Source organism: Blattabacterium sp. (Mastotermes darwiniensis) str. MADAR (genome assembly GCF_000233435.1).
GTDB lineage: Bacteria > Bacteroidota > Bacteroidia > Flavobacteriales > Blattabacteriaceae > Blattabacterium.
In genome coordinates this window covers 325,001-341,602 of record NC_016146.1, presented here as the reverse complement: position 1 = coordinate 341,602, position 16,602 = coordinate 325,001, and the positions used below count along the sequence as shown (strand labels likewise).

Below are 16,602 nucleotides of genomic sequence, written 5' to 3'. Positions count from 1 at the left end.
TTTATAAATCTTTAAATGTTAATTCTGTTTTTGGAATAACATTCATTGTTGATAATTTTTCCAAAGGAGGAGCTATTTTATTTTTATTTTCTAAAATTTCTTTAATTTTTTTTATTTCTATTCTGAACCAAGTGTTTGAATTTTTAACATAAGAAAACCACATTTTTTTCTTGAATACATCGATTTTCATACATTTTGCAACTCCTTTTTCTGTATAGATTTTTTTATTAATGTCTGGAAAATCTTTTATGGCTGATAAATAAGCATCTAACTCATAATTTAAACAACATTTCAATTTACTGCATTGTCCAGTTAATTTTTCTGCATTTATAGATAGTTGTTGATATCTAGCAGAATTAGTTGTAACACTTTTAAAATTTTTTAACCAAGTAGAACAACATAGTTCACGACCACAAGATCCTATTCCTCCGATTTTTGCGGATTCCTGTCGATATCCAATTTGTCGCATTTCTATACGTATATGAAATGAAGCAGCCAATTCTTTAATCAATTTTCTAAAATCAATTCTATTTTCCGATGTATAATAAAAAGTAGCTTTTTTTCCATCTCCTTGATATTCTACATCACAAATTTTCATGGATAGATTTAAACTTTTTGCAATTTTTTTAGATTTTGAAAGAATATTTTTTTCTTTTTTTTTTAAAAAATTCCATAGACTTAATTCTTTATTTGTAGATTTTCTGTATATCCTTTTTTTTATATTTTTTATAGAATAAATGTTTTTATTTCTGATTTGCAATTTTACTAATTCTCCAGTTATAGTGATCATTCCTATATCATATCCTATAGATGTAGATTCTACAGTGACAAAATCTCCTTTACGAAGAGGTATTTTTTTCTCGTTATGAAAAAATTCTTTTCTATCATTTTTAAATTGAACTTCTACAATATCAAACTCGTATTCAAAAGGAGATTGTATATGGGATAACCAATCTACTACATTCAGTTTCAAACATTTATTATAGAAAAAATTTTTTTCCTTTTTAAGAAAACATTTATTATTGGTTAAACAACCGGAACATAATTTTTCCATTATTTTAATAAGTTTAAAAACTTAAAGAAACAAAAATAAAAATTTTATTCTGCTTATTACTTTTTTGATATAAATTTATATTTCTATATGAATCATAGAAGAATAGCAGTATTTCCTGGAACTTTTGATCCAATAACTTTAGGACATTATGATGTAATCATTAAGTCTTTAAACTTATTTGATAAAATTGTTATAGCTATTGGAAATAACTCTGAAAAAAATAATATGTTCTCTGTTAAAAAGAGAAAAGAATGGATACAAAAAACTTTTTTAGATTTTTCTGGAATAGAGATAGACCTTTTTAAAGGTTTAACTATTTCTTTTTGTAAAAGAAAAAAGGCTAAATTCTTATTAAGAGGAATTCGAAATCAATTAGATTTCGAATTTGAAAAAAATTTATATTATGCCAATAAAAAATTGTATGATTGTATTGAAACCGTATTTATTCTTTCTTCTTATGAAAGATCGTATATCAGTTCTTGTTTGGTTAGAGAAATTATAAAAAATGGAGGAAATTACACAATATTTGTTCCTAATTCTGTAAGAATTTAATAATGTGATAGAATTTTAATTTCCGAGCCATTCAAGAATAATTTGTTTCTTTTCTATATTAGCGTCTATAAGTTTTACTTTTATTTTGTCTCCAAGATGATATATTTTTCTTTTTTTCCTACCAATTATACTGTAATTGCTTGAATTTATAGTATATATATCCTCTTTAATATCACGTATGCGTATCATTCCTTCTGTTTGAAAGAACAATAAATCAATAAAAATACTCCAATCTGTAAATCCTGTAATGATTCCGTCAAGTTTTTTTCCTAATAGGAATTTTTTTATATATTTAACTTGTATAAATTTTGAAAAGTTTCTTTCGATATCTATCGATAAACGTTCTCTAACGCTGCAATGTTGGGATTGTTTTTCATAAAATTCTATGGATTTTAATTTTGATTGATCCTTGGTTAAATAATAATTTAATAAACGGTGTGCTATAATATCTGAGTATCTTCTTATAGGAGAAGTAAAATGAGTATAATAGATAAAGGATAATCCATAGTGTCCTATATTTATAGTGGAATATTTAGCTTTGCTCATAGAACGAAGAATCAAATTTTCGATCATATTTTTTTCTGGTTTTCCTTGAATTTTCCTCAATAAGCAATTAATGGATTTTTTTATATTCTTTAAATCTAAAAAATAGCCTAAAGGTTCTATTATTTTTTTAAGGACGAAAATTTTATGAAAATCGGGTTCATCGTGTACTCTGTAAATATACGTTTTGTTAGGAATTTCTCCATTCGTATTTAAACTGACAAACTCTGATATTTTATTATTGGCCAATAACATAAATTCTTCTATCAAACGATGAGCATCCTTATTCCTTTCTAAGTATAATTTTGTTGGATTATTGTTTTTATCTAGACAAAATTTCATTTCAACTCTATCTAATAGAATAGATCCATTTTTTAATCTTTTTCTAGTTAATATTTTAGAAAAAAACAATAAGGTTAAAAGTTCTTCTCGAAAATCTCCCTTTTTTTTTTCTATAATATTTTGAACTTCTTCATACGTAAATCTTCTATTGGATCGTATAATTGTTTTTCCAAACCAACTTTTTAATATTTTTCCTTTATTATCTACATTAAAAACAGAAGAAAAACTTAGTTTATCTTTTTTTGGATGTAAAGAACAAAGATCGTTGGATAATATTTTTGGAAGCATAGGAATTGCTTCTCCTATAAGATAAATAGAATTTGCACGAATATAGGCTTCTTTATCTAAATTACTTCCTTCTTTAACATAATAAGAAACATCTGAAATATGAATTCCTATTTCCCAAGTATTAAAGCTTAACTTTCTAATAGAAATAGCATCATCAAAATCTTTAGCATCAAAAGGATCTATAGTAAAGGTATTTATATTTCTCATATCTCTTCTAAGATTGATGTCTAATTCTTTTTTCATAACAATATTTTTCGCTTCGTCTTCCACTTTTTTAGGAAATTCATAAGGGATTCTATATTCTTCTAATAAGGAAAAAAATTCTGTTTTATATTCTCCAGATAGTCCAAATACTTTAATTATTTCTCCTAAAGGATTTTTTAAATCTTTTGGCCATTCCACTATTTTAGCTAATACTTTTTCATTATTTTTATATCCTTTTAATTTATTTTTAGGAATGTATATATCGACATGAATATTTTTCTTATTATCAACTATTACTGATCCATATTTTGAATGATCTTTTATTTTTAATATTCCAATAAATTTATTCCTTTTTCTTTTGATTATTTTTATGACCTCTCCTTCCGTTTTTTTTCCTAATTTTTTATTTTCTTTAAATTTTATTTGAACTAAATCTCCTTCTATAGCTCTGTTAGTTTTTTTTTTGGGAATAAAAATTTCTTTCTCAAATTTTTCTACATTTACAAAAGCATATCCACGACTAGTAATATTGATAAAACCAGTAGCTAAAAGAAAATTTTTCTTATTATGAAAATGCATATCAATAAACTATTAAAAAGTTACAATCTACAAGAATTTACTGAAAATAAATTCTATCGTTTTTTAGATAGAACTTTGGATATTATATTATTTATTATCTTTGTAACGATCCGTTTTTTTACTATACATATATTTAAAAATAAAAAATTACTCTTAAGATGACAGGTAAACGTATATTGTATGTATCTTCAGATTTATTTCCTTTCTCTTCAGAGAATCCTATTTCTTTATCTGTTTTAAAAGCTACTAAGTTTATGCAATCAATAGGAAATGATATTCGCATATTTATGCCACGTTTTGGGGTAATAAATGAACGAAGACATCAATTGCATGAAGTTATTCGTTTATCAGGAATGAATTTAATCATTAATGAAATGGATCGACCTTTATTGATTAAGGTTGCATCTATTCCAGATGCTAGGTTGCAAGTTTATTTTATAGACAATGAAGAATATTTTAAAAGAAAAGCGATATATGAAGATAAAAATGGAAATTTTTTTTCCGATAATGATGAAAGAGCTTTATTTTTCACGAAAGGTGTTTTAGAATCCGTAAGAAAATTGAATTGGAGACCAGATATTATTCATATATATGGATGGATAACTACTTTTATTCCATTATATATAAAGGAATTTTATAAAAATGATCCTGTTTATCACAATACAAAAATTGTTACATCTATATATAACAAACCTTTTCAAGGGACTTTGAATAAGGATATTCTTCAAAAGATAAAATTAGATGGGATAAAGTCTATAAAATTAAAACTTTTGGAAAATCCTGATTATTTTAACTTAATAAAGTTCTGCATGTATTTTTCTGATGCAATAATAAAAGGAGATCTTTCTTTTCCTAAGGAAATAGAGGATTATATAGAAAAAAATAAATTGTTAGTATTGAAATATTATCCTGTAGATAAAATAGAAACCGTTTATCAACAATTTTATCAAGAAACTGTTTCCGAACAGATTAATTAAAAATTTTAAAGGTTAGAATGTGTGGAATAATTGGTTATTTAGGTTATAAAGATGCCTATCCCATTCTTATCAATGGATTAAAGAAATTGGAATACCGTGGTTATGATAGTTCTGGAATAGCTGTTTTTGATAATAATGGATATAAATTATATAAAACTAAGGGAAAGGTTTCTGAATTAGAAAAAAAAATCATTTCTGGAAGTATTATTCAAGGTACAACTGGTATAGGACATACGAGATGGGCTACTCATGGAATTCCAGATGATATCAATGCACATCCTCATGTTTCTAATTCTAAGGAATTAGTATTGATTCATAATGGAATTATAGAAAATTATCATTCTCTTAAAGTTATTTTGCTGAAGCATGGTTTTACTTTTAAAAGCCAAACAGATACAGAAGTTCTTGTAAATTTGATTGAATATATTCAAAAAAAAAATAAATTATCTTTAGAAGAGGCTGTACGAATTTCTTTGAATGAAATCATTGGAGCTTATTCTATAGCTATAGTAGAAAGATCTCATCCAGAAAGAATTGTTATCGCTAAATTAGGAAGTCCTCTTGCTTTGGGTATTAATGATAGAGAATTTTTTATAGCTTCTGATCCTATTCCTTTTATTGATTATACTAAAAACGCTCTTTATTTAAAGGATGGAGAAATGGCTATTCTTAGAAAGAATAAAGAATTAGATTTACGAAAAATCTTAAATAATCATAAAATTAGTCCAATAATTAAAGAACTTAAAATTAATATAAAAGAAATTGAAAAAGGAAAGTATAAATACTTTATGTTAAAAGAGATCAATGAACAGCCAAAAACAATTCTAGATACTTTACGTGGGAGATTATTGATTACTGATGGGTTGATATATATTGACAGTATTGAATCTAATAAGGATATTTTCCTTAAGGCAAAAGGAATTACCATTGTTGCATGTGGAACTTCATGGCATGCAAGTTTAATTGGAGAATATTTGTTAGAAGAACTTGCACGTGTTCCAGTAGAGGTAGAATATGCTTCAGAGTTCAGATATAGAAATCCAATTATAAAAAAAAAAGATATAGTTATTGTCATTTCTCAATCAGGAGAAACCGCAGATACTATAGCTGCCTTAGAACTAGCAAAAAAGAAAGGAGCTTTTGTTTTTGGTATTTGTAATGTTGTAGGATCTTCTATAGCACGAAATGTAGATGCAGGAATTTATACACATGCAGGTCCAGAAATTGGAGTAGCCTCTACAAAGTCTTTTACAGCACAGATAACAGTTTTAGTATTGTTAGCTTTGAAAATAGGGAAATACAGATCGACTATAACGGATAGTCGTTATAACTATTTATGTAAAGAACTTGGATCCATTCCAGATAAAGTAAATTCTACTTTAAAAATAGATGATACTATAAAAAGAATATCTAAAATATATCATGGAGTAAATAATTTTCTATATTTAGGTAGGGGGATAAATTTTCCAGTAGCTTTAGAAGGAGCTTTAAAATTAAAAGAAATTTCTTATATCCATGCGGAAGGTTATCCGGCAGCAGAAATGAAACATGGTCCTATCGCTTTAATTGATGAAAGTATGCCAGTAGTTATTATTGCTACGAAAAAAGGATGTTATGAAAAAATAATAGGAAATATTCAAGAAATTAAAGCAAGAAAGGGAAAAGTTATAGCCATAGTTAATGAAGGGGATTTTCAAGTTAGCATGTTGGCTGATCACGTAATAAAAATTCCAAACGTTTCTGAAGAACTTAGTCCATTATTAACGGTTATTCCTCTTCAAATTCTAGCTTATCAAATAGCTTTTATCCTCGGAGAGAATGTAGATCAACCAAGAAATCTTGCTAAGTCTGTAACAGTAGAATAAAATAAAAGGCACAGAGCGGAATCGAACCGCTATAAAAGGTTTTGCAGACCTCTGCCTTTCCAATCGGCCACAGTGCCTTATCCATTCAAAATAACACAGATTTTATCCACATTGTTTTTCAGTGGATGATTTTCTTTACAAATTTTTATTCTTGTAGATTGAACCAAATCTATCTTATTGATTCTTTGAATTATTCTATGAGCTAAATGTTCCAGTAATTTTGAATTAATAGCCATTTCTTCTTTTACAATACGATACAAATGTACATAATCAATGGTTTTGGATAAATCGTCGCTAATAGAAGCTTGATAGAAATCTAATTCTACTTCTATATTTACTCTGTAATAAGATCCTATAGAGGATTCTTCCGGTATACATCCATGGTAACCAAATAACTTTATATTTTCTAAAATAATTTTTCCCATGGTTATTCTATTCTGATTCTCATGGCTGATTTATAATTTTCTTCTACTTTTTTCCAATTAACAATTTTCCAAAAGGAAGAAATATAATCATTCCTTCGATTTTGATATTGAAGATAATAAGCGTGTTCCCAAACATCTAATCCTAATATAGGAATTCCTTCACAACCTATTCCTAACATTAGTGGATTATCCTGATTAGCTGTAGAACAAATAGTTAATTTTTTTCTATTTACACATAACCAAACCCATCCAGAACCAAAACGATTCATTGCTGCAGAGTGAAATTTTTCTTTAAAACAATCAAAGGTTTTAAAACTTTTTTGAAGTATTTCGTTCATATATTTGCTTGGAAGAGTGCTTTCCGAATGGGGAATCAATATTTTCCAAAAAAAATTATGATTATAAAAACCTCCACTATTGTTTCGTATTATAGATTTTTCAATATTAGCTCTCCTTAAGATTTCTTCTATAGATAAATTTAGCATGTCTGTTCCTTCAATAGCTTTGTTTAGGTTATTTGTATACCCTGCATGATGTTTCGTATAATGAATTTCCATAGTTTTTCGATCTATATAAGGTTCAAAATCCTTATAGGAATAAGATAATTTTGGAAGTTTAAAAGACATATTCATGATAATTTAAATGGTAATTAACAAATATAGTTAAAAAATTTTTGATAGTTTTTTATTCAATTATAGCTTTGATACCAGGAAGAATTGTTTGTTTTAAACATTCCAACATAGCTCCTCCTCCAGTAGATAAATAACTGATTTTATTTTCGTAATTTTCCATTCTTAATGCAGCAATAGAATCTCCACCTCCTACTAAAGAAAAAGCTCCTTTTTCAGTACTATTTACAATAGCTTTTGCTATAGATTTAGTCCCAAAAGAGAAATTGGAAAATTCAAATACACCTAGTGGACCATTCCAAAGAATCGTTTTAGATTTTCTTATGATATCGCAAAAATATTTTATAGATTGAGGCCCTATATCCAATCCTTTCCATCCATTTGGAATGGAATAAATGGGGACAATTTTAGTATTAGCTTTATTGTTGAAAGAATCAGCTATAACAACGTCTTTTGGAAAGTGTATATTGGTTTGGTTTTGTTTCTGATATAGATCAATAATATTTTTTAATATTTTTTCAATTTCATTGTATTTTTCCAAAATGGAATTTCCTATTTTTCCACCTTGTACCTTTATAAAAGGATAGGCCATTCCTCCTCCTATTAATATATTATCTATCAAATGAATAATATTTTTAATAATGGATATTTTAGAAGTTATTTTAGCTCCTCCTAATAAGATTGTAATAGGTTTTTTTCCTTTACCCAATATTTTCTGTAAGGATTGAATTTCTTTTTTCATAAGAAATCCAATACATTTTTTATTTTTAAAAAATTTTGGAATAATAGTAATAGAAGAATGAAATCGATGAGAAACTCCAAATGCATCATTTACATAAATATCTCCGAGTTTTGCTAATTGAAAAGCAAATTTTTCATTTCCTTCTTCCTCTTCTTTATGAAATCGAATGTTTTCCAACAGCAAAACTTCTCCATTTTTTAATTCATTTACATATTTTTCTACAGAACTTCCTATACAATATTCCGAAAATTTTATAGGAATTTTTAGTTGATGGGATAAATAAGAAATCATAAATCTTAAAGAATAAATTTTTGAAGGGATTCCTTTTGGTCTTCCAAAATGAGAAATCAATACTACTTTTCCATGATCATGAATTATCTTTCGAATAGTTGGAAGACTGTATTGAATACGTGTATCATCAATAATGAGATTATTATTGATAGGAACATTAAAGTCTACTCTAACTATAGCTGTTTTATTTTTGAAATTAAAATCATTTACAGTTTTTATATTCTCTATCATATTTGCAGAATTTAAATATTTTTTGTATGGAAAAAAAATTACAAATTTTTGATGTATTTTTATATGGTCTTTAGTCATAGAAAAGATGAAAGTAGCAATAGGATCGGATCATACAGGAATAGATTATAAGTATTTGATAATTAATTATTTAATTAAAAAAGGACATAGAATAAAAGATTTTGGATACTCTAATTATGGAGAAAAGGTGGATTATCCTGATTTTATTCATCCCACAGCAGAATCCGTGGAAAAAGGAGAAGCTGATTTTGGTATTATTATTTGTGGAAGTGGAAATGGAGCTGCTATGACAGCCAATAAATATCAAAAAATTCGTGCTGCTTTAGTATGGAAAAAAGAAATAGCTTTTTTAGCAAAAAGACATAATAATGCAAATATTCTTAGTTTACCTGCTCGTTTTGTAGATAAAAAAGAAGTTTTAGAAATAGTAGAAATGTTTATTCAAACGGATTTTGAAGGAGGGAGACATAAAATAAGAATAGAAAAAATTCCAATAAAATAAATAATCCTCAGTAGCTCAGTTGGTTAGAGCACCTGACTGTTAATCAGGGTGTCGCTGGTTCAAATCCAGCCTGAGGAGTTATTTATCGGGGTGTAGCTCAGTTGGTTAGAGTCCACGTCTGGGGGGCGTGTGGTCGCTGGTTCAAGTCCAGTCACCCCGATTTATTTATAAAATTAGAAACTAATTGAACGGCTTTTTTTTTTGTTTTCAACAAATCTACATTTAGCAAAATGACATCGAATAAATTTGCATATTTCCATTCTATTTTGGCTTTATTTAAACGTATATTCATATTATTGGAATTTCTTGTAAAAAGTCTTTCTTTTAAAATTTTCATGGATTTTACCATTACAAATATGGATAAAGAATTGTATGGATATTTTCTTTGTAAAGATAAGCCACCTTTTACATCTACATCAAATAAGATATGTTTGTTTTCGTTCCAAATTTTGGAAATTTCGTTTTTTAACGTTCCATAAAATAATTGAGGATAAACTTCTTCCCATTCTACAAATTGATATTTTTTTATCTTGGAAATAAATCTCTTTGTAGAAAGAAAATAATAATCTTTTCCATGTTTTTCATTATTTCTCATGGAACGTGTGGTACACGATACGGAAAATTTTAATTCTGGGATTTTTGAAAGTAAGTATTGTGAAATAGTTGTTTTTCCAGATCCTGAAGGACCTGATAGAATAATCATTTTTCCTTTTTTCATTTTTTTTACATGATTTTATTTTTTAATTTTTAGTTGGTTGGGAACAAATTAATAATATTTATGAAATTAGGAATAGTAGGAGCAACAGGAATGGTTGGACGTGTAATGATTGATGTATTGGAAAATAGAAAATTTCCAGTTAGTGAATTATATTTATCCACTTCTGAAAAATCGATAGGAAAAGAACTTATTTTCAGGAAAAAAGGATACCAAACTATTAGCATAAAAGAATTACTCTCAAAAAAACCGAATATTGTTTTATTTTCAGCTGGATCATATATATCTAAAAAATGGGCTCCTGAATTTGTAAAAATAGGGAGTACTGTAATAGATAATTCTTCTGCATGGAGAATGGATGATGAAAAGAAATTAATTATACCTGAAATCAATGCTTCTTGTTTATCTAAAAAAGATAAGATTATAGCAAATCCTAATTGTTCTACCATACAATTAGTTATGGTTTTGTATCCTTTACATTTAGAATATTGTGTAGATCGTGTTATTGTATCCACATATCAATCTGTTACTGGAACAGGAAGTAAAGCTTTAATTCAAATGAACAAAGAAAAAGAAGGAACTATTTCTTTTGAAGAAAAAATATATCCACATCCAATTTATCAAAATATATTACCGCATTGTGATGATTTTTTAGAAAATGGTTATACAATGGAAGAAATGAAATTGGTAGAGGAAACGAAAAAGATTATGAATAATCGAGATATATCCCTTACAGCTACAGCTGTTCGTGTCCCGGTTATAGGAGGACATTCAGAGAGTGTAAATATAACATTTAAGAAAGAACCTAATATTGATCATATTTACGATATTCTTTTAAAAAGTAAAGGAATTATTGTTCAAGATTCTCCGCAAGAGAATATTTATCCAATGCCATTTATGTCTCATGGAAAAGACGAAGTATTTGTTGGACGAATTCGTGAAGATTATTCTTGTTTGAATTCTTTAAATCTTTGGATTGTAGCAGATAATTTACGTAAAGGATCCGCAACAAATGCGGTACAAATTGCAGAATTCTTGATGAAGAAGAAATATGTTTAAATATTTATTCATTTTCATTTTTTTTGTCAAGAATGAGAATATATTCTCCAAATATTTTTTTAACGTTTTCATAATATAAAATCATATCTTTAATATTCCCCCTCAAAGTTTCTTGAAAAATTTTGGATATTTCTTTGCAAATAACAATTTTTCTTTTTAATCCAAAAAAATCTTTTAAATCGTTTAATGTTCGTAATAATCTATGAGGAGATTCGTAGAAAATAAAAGTTCTGTTTTCTTTTGATAATTTTTCGAGTTTCATTTTTCTTTTTTTTTTCGGTAAGAAACCAATAAATGTAAATTCATTAATAGGGAAACCAGAAATTACCAATGCTGGAATAATAGATGTTGGTCCTGGTAAACATTCTATTTCTATAGAATGTTTTATACAATTTTTAATAAGTAAAAATCCTGGATCGGATATACTTGGAGTTCCAGCGTTAGAAATCAATGCTAAATTCTTTCCATTTTTTATTTCTTTTAAAATAAAGGGAATCTTTTTACGTTCATTATAAATATGATAAGTTTTTGTAGAAGTTTTAACATTATAAAAATTCAACAATTTTTTTGAAATTTTATAATTCTCTGTTAGAATAAGATCTACCTCTTTTAATATTCGTAAACTTCTAAAAGTTATATCTTCTAAATTTCCTATAGGAGTAGGAACTATATATAGCATTTTTTGTTTAAGGATAACATATGAAGAATTTATTAATGCCTTTTTATAAATTAATTAATGCTGATGAAATAAAAAAAAGTAATGAAAGGTAAACAATATATATTCAGAAGTCATTTGGTATCTGGAGAGATCATATTTAAGTATGATTTTCATGGTTTTTTAAGAGAAGTCATATTTCCCGAGAGCCTTTCTTTATCACATTATATATGGATAGGAAAATATTTACCTTATAATGAATCCATTATAAATAGAATGAAAAATTCTAGGGCTGCATTTTCCATAGAAGAAATTCCTGCAGATTTATCTTTCAATCGTTTTTGGTCCGATTATAGATATAAAGTAGGTAAAAAAAAAATGGCAGAGAATATATGGAATAGAATGTCTTTATCTGACAGAGTGAAAGCTTTATCATATATTCCTAAATATTTAGATCATATTAGACGTACAGGACATGATCAAGCTTATCCCACTACATATTTAAATCAAAGATATTTTGATAGTTAGTTAATTATTTTTTTTTTTATTTTCTAGAATAATATCAATAGCTTTTTTTAAAGTTAATGAATCAAAAAAAATTTTTTCTTCAACTGGAATTATTTTGTTTTTATGTTGTATATAAATGTTGTATTTATTCATTTTTAAAAATATTTTTTGTTCTTCAAAGGTTCCTAAATATTTAGGTAACTCGATAATTTTTAAGGAATCCCTAAAGGTGATTGTATCAATTTTTTGATGAATTAATAAAGGATAAAATTTTGGTTTTTTTTTATCTTTGAATTCTCCTATTTGAATGATAGGACCAAAACGAGCTATTTTAGCAAATATTTTTCTATTAGATATAGGCTCAAAACCAAGAAAACGTTGTTTGTGAATCTTTTCTACATTTTTTTTTACTTTTTTTATTTTATTATAGAATTCCTCATAAAAAATTTTAATAACGTTATGCCAGGACTCTTTACCTTTAGCTATATTATCTAAATTTTTTTCTAAATTTGCTGTGAAATTGTAATCTACGATTTCTTGAAAATTCCTTTCCAAAAAATCAGTAGTTAGAATACCTATTTCTGTGGGTATAAATTTATTTTTTTCTATTTCGGTAATTTTATCTTTTTTTTCGATAATGACATTTTTTTTAAGAAAAAAACATTCACGTAGTTTTATTTTTTTGATGTATTTTTGTATATTCACATAATTCCTTTTTTTTATAGTGGAAATAATAGGAACATAAGTAGAAGGTCTTCCTATTCCTAGTTTTTCTAAATTATTAACTAAGGTGGCTTCATTATATCTAGGTAGATGTTGGGTAAAAATTTGTTTGGCTATAATTTCTTTTTCTTGTAAAGGAGTCCCCTTTTTAATTTGAGATAAATAAGTATTCTCGTTTCTAGCATTTTCTATTTTCATAAAACCATCAAATACAATAGTTTTATTTGTATAAATAAAAAAATTTTCAATATTTGAAGATTGAATATAAAAATATTTTGTTTCAATTTTTGCATCTGACATTTGTCCTATTACGGTTCTTTTCCATATAAGTTGATAAAGACGTTTTTGAGATAATTCTAAAGTCTCTAAAGTTTTTTTTGTTATGTCCGTTGGACGAATAGATTCGTGAGCTTCTTGAGAAAATTTATTATTGGATGAAAATTCTTTTTTAGATAAATATTGTTTGCCATATGAATAAAGAATATAATTTTTTATTTGAGACAGAATTTCTTTGGATAAACTTGTGCTATCCGTACGAATGTATGTAATAAAACCTTCTTCATATAGTTTCTGTGCTAGAAACATAGTTTTAGATATGGAGTAATTTAACTTTTTAGAAGCTTCTTGTTGTAAAGTAGATGTTGTAAATGGGGGAGGAGGTGTTTTATTTTCTTGTTTAGTAATAATTTTTTTTACAAAAAAATTAGTATTTATACATGATAAAAGAATTTTCTTCATTTTTTCTTTTCCTTCTATTTTATGTTCAAATTTAGCATGAAGAGTAATTTTTTTTTTGTGATTGAAAGTTCCGTATATTTGATATCCGGGAATAGGAGTAAAATTTTGAATTTTTTTTTCTCGTTCTACTATAAGTTTAACAGCTGCTGACTGAACTCTTCCTGCGGAAAGACCGTAATTTATTTTTTTCCATAAAATAGGAGATAGCTTGAATCCTACTAATCTATCTAAAATCCGTCTTGCTTGTTGAGCGTAAACGAGATTATAATTAATTAATCTTGGGTTTTCTATAGCATTAAGAATAGCTTTTTTTGTTATTTCGTGAAATACTATTCTTCGTAATTTTTCATTAGGAATGTTTAATGTTTTATAAATTTGGTAAGCAATGGCTTCACCTTCACGATCTTCATCAGAAGCTAACCATATTGTATTATAATTTTTAATTAATTTTTGAAGATTTTGAACGATTTTTATTTTTTTAGGTAATATTACATAATTTGGTCTAAAATTCTCTTTTATATCAATTCCTATTTCTTTTTCCGGAAGATCTATAAGATGTCCGTAACTTGATACTACATGAAAATTTTTTTCTAGAAACATCTGTATAGTATTAGCTTTAGTGGGAGATTCTACAATTACCAAGTTATTTTTCATTATATGTTTCTTTCTATAATAAAATTAACCATTGTTTTTAATGCTTCTTTTATTGTGCTTTCTGGGTAATGATCTAATATTTTTAATGCATCGTTACGAAATTTTATCATTTTTTGAGTAGCATATTCTATTCCTCCATATTTTTTAACGTAAGCAATAATCTTATGTCTTTTTTTTTCATTATAATTTTTTATAGAATTTAATATCCATTTTTGATCATTTTGAGAGGATTTTTGAATAGCATAAATAAGTGGAAGTGTTATTTTCTTTTCTTTTAAATCCATTCCTATAGGTTTTCCAATTGGGTTTTTATTGTGGGAATCTTCATAATCAAATAAATCATCTTTGATTTGAAAAGCAAAACCGGTTAATCCTCCAAATTTTTTCATATTCAATGCTGTTTTTTCATCTGCGTTTACTGAACGAGCTCCTCCTTCACAAGAGGCAGCAATTAAACTTGCCGTTTTATGATAGATGATTTGATTGTAAATTTTTTCATTAATATTCAATTTTTTTGATTTTTCTATTTGTAATAGTTCTCCTTCACTCATATCCTTAATAGTTTTACAAATTATTTTAAGGAGATCATGATAATTATTATTGGTAGCTAATAGAAGACTTTTGGAAATTAAATAATCTCCTATTAATACAGCTATTTTATTTTTCCATATAGCATTGATAGAAAAATAGCCACGACGAAGATTGCTGTTATCGATTACATCGTCGTGAACAAGAGTAGCTGTATGTATTAATTCTATTAAAGAGGCAGTATGATAGGTCTTTTTTCGTATAGGACCTAACATTTTAGCGATTAAGAAAACAAACATAGGACGAATTTGTTTTCCTTTTCTATGAATAATGTAATGTGAAACTTTATCTATAAGAGGAACTTTATTTTTTATGATATTGATGAATTGATTTTCGAAAATTTTCATTTCCTCTTTTATGGAATTTTTCACCTTTTCAAGGATTTTTTTCAAAATTTTTTTATTTATTAATTTATAAAATTAACATGGCATCTCCATAGGAATAAAATCTGTATTTTTTTTCTATAGCTATTTGATAAGCTTTCATGATTAAATCATATCCTGCAAAAGCTACAGTCATCATAAGTAGTGTTGATTTTGGCATATGAAAATTTGTTATCATAGAATTGGCTATGTTAAAATTATAAGGAGGAAATATAAATTTATTGGTCCATCCTGAAAAATGATTTAAATTTTTACTGGAAGATACCGAACTTTCAATAGCTCGCATAGATGAAGTACCTACAGCACATATACGTTTTTTTTGTTTAATAGTTTGATTAACAATATTACATACATCTTTTGTAATAAAACATTTTTCAGAATCCATTTTGTGTTTGGATATATCTTCTACTTCTACTGGTAAAAAACTTCCTAAACCAAGATGTAAGGTTATTTCTACTAAATTTATTCCTTTTATTTCCAATTTTTTTAATAAATGTTTAGAAAAATGTAATCCAGCTGTGGGTGCGGCAACAGAACCTTCTTTTTTTGCATAAATAGTTTGATAACGTTGTTCGTCACTTTTTTCTGGTGATCTCTGGATATATTTTGGTAAAGGAGTTTTTCCTAATTCTTTTATTTTTTTTATAAGTCCTTCATGTGATCCACAAAAGTGTAATTGCAAAATTCTTCCTCTGGAAGTGGTATTGTCTATCACTTCTCCTGTCAATCCATTTCCAAAATTTAGTTTGTTACCTACTCTTACTTTTCTTGCAGGATCTACTAAAACATCCCAAATTCTATCTATAGGATCTAATTCTCTTAATAAAAACACTTCTATTTTGGCTTCTGTCTTTTCTTTGTTTCCGAATAGTCTTGCTGGAAATACTTTTGTATTGTTGAGGATAATAGTATCTCCATTCTCAAAATATTCGTATAAATCCTTAAATAATCTATGTTCGATAGAATTTTTTTTTCTGTGAATAACCATTAATCTAGACTCGTCTCTTTCTTTTGTTGGATAGTAGGCTATAAAATCTGAAGGGAAAGAAAAGTTAAAATCTGAAGTTCTCATAATTAAATTAGAAACGAACAAATATAGTTATAAAGTTTGTTTTTGATAATTTTCAAAATTTGAAAAAAAAACTTTTTTTTTTCAAAAAAAGATGAAAAAAAAATGTATAATTGCATCTTTGAAATATCGTTCTTTCATTATAAATGAGTAGCTCTTAGCCTTAATTTAATAATAAGGTTATTGTGTATTTGATATTATTTTACAACGGAGAGTTTGATCCTGGCTCAGGATGAACGCTAGCGGCGGGCTTAACACATGCAAGTCGA

The 16,602-nt window shown here is 26.6% G+C and carries 16 protein-coding genes, 3 tRNA genes and 1 rRNA gene (1 of these 20 running past the window's edge); 9 read left to right on the top strand and 11 right to left on the bottom strand.

Going from position 1 to position 16,602, the window contains the following annotated elements:
* Position 1 precedes the first annotated feature (1 nt).
* Positions 2-1,054 carry a regulatory iron-sulfur-containing complex subunit RicT gene (locus MADAR_RS01635; protein WP_014158791.1) on the bottom strand — a complete coding sequence of 351 codons (1,053 nt, stop codon included), beginning with the start codon at positions 1,052-1,054 and terminating at the stop codon, positions 2-4.
* A gap of 87 nt (positions 1,055-1,141) precedes the next feature.
* On the opposite strand from MADAR_RS01635, the gene coaD reads away from it, so the two are divergent.
* Entirely contained in the window at positions 1,142-1,606 is a 465-nt protein-coding gene (coaD, locus tag MADAR_RS01630; RefSeq protein WP_014158790.1) for a pantetheine-phosphate adenylyltransferase, read from the top strand.
* A 15-nt stretch (positions 1,607-1,621) separates the two neighbouring features.
* Here the strand turns inward: coaD and rnr are convergent, their stop codons facing one another.
* A complete protein-coding gene (rnr, locus tag MADAR_RS01625) occupies positions 1,622-3,562 on the bottom strand; it encodes a ribonuclease R (protein WP_014158789.1) in 1,941 nt (646 codons plus the stop codon).
* A 158-nt stretch (positions 3,563-3,720) separates the two neighbouring features.
* Here rnr and MADAR_RS01620 point away from each other — a divergent pair, with 158 nt between their 5' ends.
* Both MADAR_RS01620 and glmS read left to right on the top strand, forming a co-directional pair.
* On the top strand, positions 3,721-4,539 hold the full coding sequence (locus MADAR_RS01620; RefSeq protein ID WP_014158788.1) for a glycogen/starch synthase: 819 nt from the start codon (positions 3,721-3,723) through the stop codon (positions 4,537-4,539).
* A gap of 17 nt (positions 4,540-4,556) precedes the next feature.
* Positions 4,557-6,404 carry a glutamine--fructose-6-phosphate transaminase (isomerizing) gene (glmS, locus tag MADAR_RS01615; RefSeq protein ID WP_014158787.1) on the top strand — a complete coding sequence of 616 codons (1,848 nt, stop codon included), beginning with the start codon at positions 4,557-4,559 and terminating at the stop codon, positions 6,402-6,404.
* Positions 6,405-6,410: 6 nt separating this feature from the next.
* On the opposite strand, the gene MADAR_RS01610 is transcribed toward glmS, so the two are convergent.
* The 4 genes from MADAR_RS01610 to pgk form a co-directional block, all read right to left on the bottom strand.
* Positions 6,411-6,481, bottom strand: a tRNA-Cys gene (locus MADAR_RS01610).
* Entirely contained in the window at positions 6,482-6,829 is a 348-nt protein-coding gene (gene folB / locus MADAR_RS01605; RefSeq protein ID WP_014158786.1) for a dihydroneopterin aldolase, read from the bottom strand.
* 2 nt (positions 6,830-6,831) lie between these two features.
* The gene (locus MADAR_RS01600) at positions 6,832-7,455 is read right to left on the bottom strand and encodes a superoxide dismutase (protein ID WP_014158785.1); all 624 of its coding nucleotides are present in this window, start codon (positions 7,453-7,455) and stop codon (positions 6,832-6,834) included.
* Positions 7,456-7,513: 58 nt separating this feature from the next.
* Positions 7,514-8,722, bottom strand: coding sequence for a phosphoglycerate kinase (pgk, locus tag MADAR_RS01595; protein ID WP_041178037.1), 1,209 nt, complete (start codon positions 8,720-8,722; stop codon positions 7,514-7,516).
* An 85-nt stretch (positions 8,723-8,807) separates the two neighbouring features.
* On the opposite strand from pgk, the gene MADAR_RS01590 reads away from it, so the two are divergent.
* The 3 genes from MADAR_RS01590 (at position 8,808) to MADAR_RS01580 (ending at position 9,402) form a co-directional block, all read left to right on the top strand.
* Positions 8,808-9,242 (top strand): RpiB/LacA/LacB family sugar-phosphate isomerase, encoded by a 435-nt coding sequence (locus tag MADAR_RS01590; protein WP_014158783.1) that lies wholly within the window; start codon positions 8,808-8,810, stop codon positions 9,240-9,242.
* Positions 9,243-9,246: 4 nt separating this feature from the next.
* A tRNA-Asn gene (locus tag MADAR_RS01585) sits at positions 9,247-9,320 on the top strand.
* Between the two features lie 8 nt (positions 9,321-9,328).
* A tRNA-Pro gene (locus tag MADAR_RS01580) sits at positions 9,329-9,402 on the top strand.
* Here the strand turns inward: MADAR_RS01580 and gmk are convergent.
* Entirely contained in the window at positions 9,394-9,960 is a 567-nt protein-coding gene (gene gmk, locus MADAR_RS02950) for a guanylate kinase (protein ID WP_049779095.1), read from the bottom strand. The genes MADAR_RS01580 and gmk overlap by 9 nt on opposite strands.
* A gap of 60 nt (positions 9,961-10,020) precedes the next feature.
* Between gmk and MADAR_RS01570 the strand changes: the two genes are divergently transcribed.
* Complete coding sequence (locus MADAR_RS01570; protein WP_014158781.1) at positions 10,021-11,016, top strand: aspartate-semialdehyde dehydrogenase; 996 nt, start codon at positions 10,021-10,023, stop codon at positions 11,014-11,016.
* 4 nt (positions 11,017-11,020) lie between these two features.
* Here MADAR_RS01570 and rsmI read toward each other — a convergent pair whose 3' ends face one another.
* Complete coding sequence (rsmI, locus tag MADAR_RS01565) at positions 11,021-11,695, bottom strand: 16S rRNA (cytidine(1402)-2'-O)-methyltransferase (protein ID WP_014158780.1); 675 nt, start codon at positions 11,693-11,695, stop codon at positions 11,021-11,023.
* Positions 11,696-11,776: 81 nt separating this feature from the next.
* On the opposite strand from rsmI, the gene MADAR_RS01560 reads away from it, so the two are divergent.
* Positions 11,777-12,199: a hypothetical protein gene (locus MADAR_RS01560; protein WP_014158779.1), complete on the top strand. Its 423-nt coding sequence runs from the start codon at positions 11,777-11,779 to the stop codon at positions 12,197-12,199.
* Here the strand turns inward: MADAR_RS01560 and topA are convergent, their stop codons facing one another.
* Genes topA through queA form a run of 3 tightly spaced genes read right to left on the bottom strand, consistent with a single transcriptional unit; the run spans position 12,200 to position 16,336 of the window.
* On the bottom strand, positions 12,200-14,293 hold the full coding sequence (gene topA, locus MADAR_RS01555) for a type I DNA topoisomerase (RefSeq protein WP_014158778.1): 2,094 nt from the start codon (positions 14,291-14,293) through the stop codon (positions 12,200-12,202).
* A complete protein-coding gene (locus tag MADAR_RS01550; RefSeq protein WP_014158777.1) occupies positions 14,293-15,273 on the bottom strand; it encodes a polyprenyl synthetase family protein in 981 nt (326 codons plus the stop codon). The genes topA and MADAR_RS01550 overlap by 1 nt, the downstream gene beginning before the upstream one ends.
* Positions 15,274-15,292: 19 nt before the next feature.
* Positions 15,293-16,336, bottom strand: a complete 1,044-nt coding sequence (queA, locus tag MADAR_RS01545) for a tRNA preQ1(34) S-adenosylmethionine ribosyltransferase-isomerase QueA (RefSeq protein WP_014158776.1) — start codon at positions 16,334-16,336, stop codon at positions 15,293-15,295.
* 201 nt (positions 16,337-16,537) lie between these two features.
* On the opposite strand from queA, the gene MADAR_RS01540 reads away from it, so the two are divergent.
* A 16S ribosomal RNA gene (locus tag MADAR_RS01540) occupies positions 16,538-16,602 on the top strand; it runs 1,470 nt beyond the window's last position.